The sequence below is a fragment of the Dokdonella sp. genome, assembly GCF_049593775.1.
Lineage (GTDB): Bacteria > Pseudomonadota > Gammaproteobacteria > Xanthomonadales > Rhodanobacteraceae > Dokdonella.
Genome location: NZ_JBAWHJ010000076.1, coordinates 1 through 4,720 on the forward strand (window position 1 = coordinate 1; position 4,720 = coordinate 4,720).

At 59.2% G+C, this 4,720-nt stretch carries 6 protein-coding genes; all 6 read left to right on the forward strand.

The features are described 5' to 3' along the window. Positions 1-2,014, forward strand: a 2,014-nt coding sequence (gene nuoG, locus WBP53_RS02640; protein WP_423925654.1) for an NADH-quinone oxidoreductase subunit NuoG, incomplete at its 5' end; no start/stop codon positions are given. Then, complete coding sequence (gene nuoH / locus WBP53_RS02645; RefSeq protein WP_423925656.1) at positions 2,011-3,081, forward strand: NADH-quinone oxidoreductase subunit NuoH; 1,071 nt, start codon at positions 2,011-2,013, stop codon at positions 3,079-3,081. The genes nuoG and nuoH, both read left to right, overlap by 4 nt. A 25-nt stretch (positions 3,082-3,106) precedes the next feature. Beyond that, positions 3,107-3,595 carry an NADH-quinone oxidoreductase subunit NuoI gene (gene nuoI, locus WBP53_RS02650; RefSeq protein ID WP_423925658.1) on the forward strand — a complete coding sequence of 163 codons (489 nt, stop codon included), beginning with the start codon at positions 3,107-3,109 and terminating at the stop codon, positions 3,593-3,595. Between the two features lie 18 nt (positions 3,596-3,613). Next, positions 3,614-4,228, forward strand: coding sequence for an NADH-quinone oxidoreductase subunit J (locus WBP53_RS02655; RefSeq protein ID WP_423925659.1), 615 nt, complete (start codon positions 3,614-3,616; stop codon positions 4,226-4,228). Beyond that, positions 4,225-4,530, forward strand: coding sequence for an NADH-quinone oxidoreductase subunit NuoK (gene nuoK / locus WBP53_RS02660; RefSeq protein ID WP_423925661.1), 306 nt, complete (start codon positions 4,225-4,227; stop codon positions 4,528-4,530). Before WBP53_RS02655 ends, nuoK begins: the two co-directional genes overlap by 4 nt. Positions 4,531-4,533: 3 nt before the next feature. Further along, a partial coding sequence (locus tag WBP53_RS02665; protein WP_423925663.1) for a hypothetical protein occupies positions 4,534-4,720 on the forward strand: 187 nt, incomplete at its 3' end.

The window sequence follows — 4,720 nt, forward strand, 5'->3', positions numbered from 1 at the left end:
GCTGGATTGCCCGATTTGCGACCAGGGCGGCGAATGCGAGTTGCAGGATCTTTCGATGGGCTATGGCCGCTCGGTCAGTCGCTTCGTCGAGACCAAGCGCACCATTCCTGACGAGAATCTTGGTCCCCTGGTCGAAACCGAAATGACCCGTTGCATCCAGTGCACGCGTTGCGTACGTGTCATGGCCGAAGTGGCCGGCACCTATGAACTCGGCGGCATGGAGCGTGGCGAGCGCCTGCAGATAGGCACCTACGTCGGGAAGCCGTTGATGAGCGAGCTGTCCGGCAACGTCATCGATGTCTGCCCGGTTGGCGCATTGACCAACAAGCCGTTCCGCTTCAAGGCGCGTGCCTGGGAGCTGATTGCGCGCGAGTCGATCGGCTATCACGATGCGCTGGGTTCAAACCTCTGGCTGCACACGCGCCGCGGTGAAGTGTTGCGCTCGGTTCCACGCGACAACGAAGCCATCAACGAATGCTGGTTGTCTGATCGCGATCGCTACAGTCATGAAGGGCTGTACTCGGCAGACCGCGCAACCATGCCCATGGTCCGCAAGGGTGGCGAGCTCGTCGAAACAAGCTGGACCGAAGCGTTGGCATTCGTTGCCGAACATCTGCGCAAGTCCGGTACGGACCTTGGTTCGCTGGTCGCGCCGCTGACCTCCAGCGAGGAAGGCCATCTGCTTGCCCAGCTGCTGCGCGGACTGGGTAGTGACGACATCGACCATCGCTTGCGCCAGGTCGATTTTTCCGACTCGCCGCGAGCGAGCGCCTTCGAGACGCCGTTCGCGGAGATCGAGAAGGCTGATGCGATCCTGCTGATTGGCTGCAATCCACGTCACGAAATTCCGCTGCTCAATCATCGCTTGCGCAAGGCTGTCAGTGCGGGTGCCAAGGTTCACGTAGTCAATCCGCTTGATTTCGATTTCAATTTCGCATTGGCCGGCAAGCAGATTGCGACGCCGGCGGCGATGGTTGATCGGGTCCTCGGATTGGCTAGAGCGGCAAATGACACGGGCCGGCTTCCTGCTTCTTCCGGTCTTGCGGCAGAGCTCGTCAAGATGGACGCAGACGATTCAGCGAGGGCCATCGTCAAGCTGTTGGCTGACTCCAGTGCCTCGGTGTTAATCGTGGGCGAATCAGTAGTACAGCATGCCGATGCCGCGTGGCTGCGGACGGCCGCGAAATTCATCGCGCGCGCTACCGGCTCGGGATACAACGAGATTCCCTCCGGGGCGAATGCGATTGGTCTGGCTGATTCGGGCGTTGCTCCGCAGAAGGATGGTCGGACGGCTGGTGGAATGATGGAGAATCCGCCGAAGACTCTTGTCGTCTACCAGGCTGGTTCGTCTGACTTCGCCTTGCCGCTAGCGTTCGAGCAAGCCTGTGCCAACGCAGACTTTCATCTGCACATGGGAGCCTACGCAAGCGAGAACGTGCGCAAGACAGCAGACGCCGTCCTGCCAATCGGCTTGCCGCCCGAGATCGATGCGAGCTACACCAACATCGATGGGGTCGTACAATCAGTTTACGCCGCATCGAAATTGCCCGGCGATGCCCGCCCGGGCTGGAAAGTGCTTCGTGCGCTTGGCTCCGCACTTGCTCTTGATGGCTTCGGTTTCACCGAGATTTCTGAAGTTCGCGAGCAGATGAGCAAGGCCTCGGGTAACGCGACGGAACCCGGCGCGCGCAAGACAACTTCAGCGCAACAGCAAGGCATGTTCCAGCGTATTGCCACTACGGCCATCTATCGATCCGATGCGGTGTTGCGCCGCTCGTCATCCTTGAATGCGCATCCACTTACGCGCGGAGCACTGGTTGCCTTGCATCCTGCCGATGCGGCTGGCCTGGGTTTTGCGCAGGGTGACCAGGCCTGGGTGGAGAAGACACAGTTGTCCGTGCATCTTGATGCGCGTGTACCCAAGGGTGCTGCGTGGATCGAGGCTGGATACGCAGATGTTGCCAGGTTGCCTGCTGATGGTGTGATGCTCCGGATCGCGAGGGCCACCGCATGATCGACTCGATGCGCGACAGCCTGCTCGGCTATGGCGATGTCGGAATGACCGCCTGGGTCCTGATCAAGATCCTGGCCGTTGCCGTGCCAGTGATTATTGCAGTGGCCATGTTCGTCTATTGGGAGCGCAAGGTCATCGGCTGGATGCATGTGCGCATGGGGCCGAACCAGATCGGTCCATTCGGCTTGCTGCAAGCGTTCGCGGATGTCTTCAAGCTCCTGTTCAAGGAAGTGATCCTGCCGGCCAATTCGAACAAGGTCCTGTTCTTCCTGGCTCCGATGATCGCACTGGTTCCTGCACTGGCGGCCTGGTCGGTCATTCCATTCGATGTCGGCATGGTGCTGGCCAATGTGAATGTGGGCCTGCTTCTGTTGCTGGCACTGACCTCGCTAGGCGTCTACGGCATCATTCTCGCCGGCTGGGCTTCAAATTCGCGCTACGCAATGCTGGGCGCCATGCGTGCGGCCGCGCAGACCGTTTCCTACGAAATCGCCATGGGCTTCGCCCTGGTCAGCGTGATGATCCTGACCGGTAGTCTGAACCTGACCGATATCGTGCTGGCCCAGGCCGGTGGCAAAGGATTCTTCGACTGGTACTGGTTGCCCCTGTTCCCGGTCTTCATCATCTACTGCATATCCGGTGTTGCCGAAACCAATCGTGCGCCATTCGACGTCGCCGAGGGTGAGTCGGAAATCGTGGCTGGCTTCCATGTCGAGTACTCCGGTTCGGCGTTCGCGATTTTCTTCCTGGCCGAATACGCGAACATGATCCTGCTCGCGTTCCTGGCTGCAATCCTGTTCTTCGGTGGCTGGCTCAGTCCGTTCCAGGGCTGGATCGATGCCGATGTGGCATGGATCGACTGGATCTGGAAGGGCGGCTGGCAGTGGACCTTCGTCAAGGCGTTCTTCTTCAGCTTCTTCTATTTGTGGTTCCGCGCCTCTTTCCCGCGCTACCGATATGACCAGATCATGCGTCTCGGCTGGAAGGTGTTCATTCCGATAACGATTGCCTGGGTGATCGTTGAGGCCTGCCTGAAGTATTTCGGCATCGTCACGATCGGCGCATGAGCGAGCAAGGACCACACGACAAACCATGAACAGAGTCATTCACTACTTCAAGAGTCTGCTGCTGCTCGAGCTGCTTGGCGGCCTGTGGCTGACCATTCGGTACATGTTCAAGCCTAAGTACACGATGCGCTACCCGGAAGAACATATTCCGAAGTCGAATCGTTTCCGTGGCCTGCATGCGCTGCGTCGCTACCCGAATGGCGAGGAGCGTTGCATCGCCTGCAAATTGTGCGAAGCAGTCTGCCCGGCGCTGGCGATCACCATCGATTCGGAAATGCGCGAGGACGGGACGCGGCGCACGACACGCTATGACATCGACCTCTTCAAGTGCATTTTCTGTGGATTCTGCGAGGAGTCCTGCCCGGTCGATTCGATCGTCGAAACCCACTTGCACGAATACCACTTCGAACAGCGTGGAGAAAATGTCGTCAACAAGATCCAGTTGCTCGCCATCGGTGATCGTTATGAAGGCGAGATTGCCGCTGCGCGTGCGCAGGATGCGGCATTTCGATGAGCAGGCACGGAGAATCCAATGACATTTGAACTGGTCTGCTTCTACTTCTTTGCCAGTGTGGCCGGACTGGCTGCGTTGGCCGTGATCAGCGTGAAGAATCCGGTCGTGGCTGCGCTGAACCTCGTGCTGACTTTCTTCTCCATGGCGTGCGTCTGGTTGCTTGCGCAGGCCGAGTTCCTCGCCGTGGCGCTGGTGCTGGTCTACGTGGGCGCCGTCATGGTGCTGTTCCTGTTCGTGGTGATGATGCTCGATGTCGATTTCTCACCGGTTCGCGAAGGATTCGTGCGTTTCCTGCCAGTCGGCGTTGTGGTCGCCGCGGTCATGCTGGTCGAGATGCTGATGATGATTGGCGTGCGTACGCTGCAGATGGCACCCAATGATGATCCTGCTGCACTCGCTGGCATGACCAACATGGGCTGGCTGGGACGCACCCTGTTCCGGGATTTCCTGCTGCCGTTCGAGGTCGCCGCGCTGATCCTGACGGTCGGACTCATAGCCGCCATTCCGTTGACCCTGCGCAAGCGCAGCGGAATCAAGTCACAGAATCCGGCGCGCCAGGTCATGGTCAAGCGGGAGGATCGCATTCGCCTGGTCAAGATGGACGCGGTCAAGAAAGGGGAGGTGTCTCCATGATCACGTTGGCCCATTTCCTGACCCTGGCGGCAATACTGTTCTGCATTGCAGTTGCCGGAGTCTTCATCAATCGCAAGAACGTCATCGTGCTGCTGATGTGCATCGAGCTGATGCTGCTCGCCGTCAATACGAATTTTGTTGCGTTCTCGCGTTTCCTTGGCGATCCGTCAGGGCAGGTTTTCGTATTCTTCATCCTTACCGTGGCGGCCGCAGAAGCGGCGATCGGTCTGGCCATCCTCGTCGTCCTGTTCCGCAACCGCGCGACCATCGACGTGACCGACATCGACAGTCTGAAGGGTTGATTGATGATGCTCGACAAATCCATTCTGCTGACGATCGTCCTTGCCCCCCTGTTTGGCGCGGTGCTGGCCGGCCTGTTCGGCAAGCGCATCGGCCGCGTCGGTGCGCACAGCGTGACGATCGCCGGTGTCGGCTTGAGCTGCGCGCTTTCGTTTTACGTGCTCTACCAGTTGGTCTGGGGTGGCGCCCAGG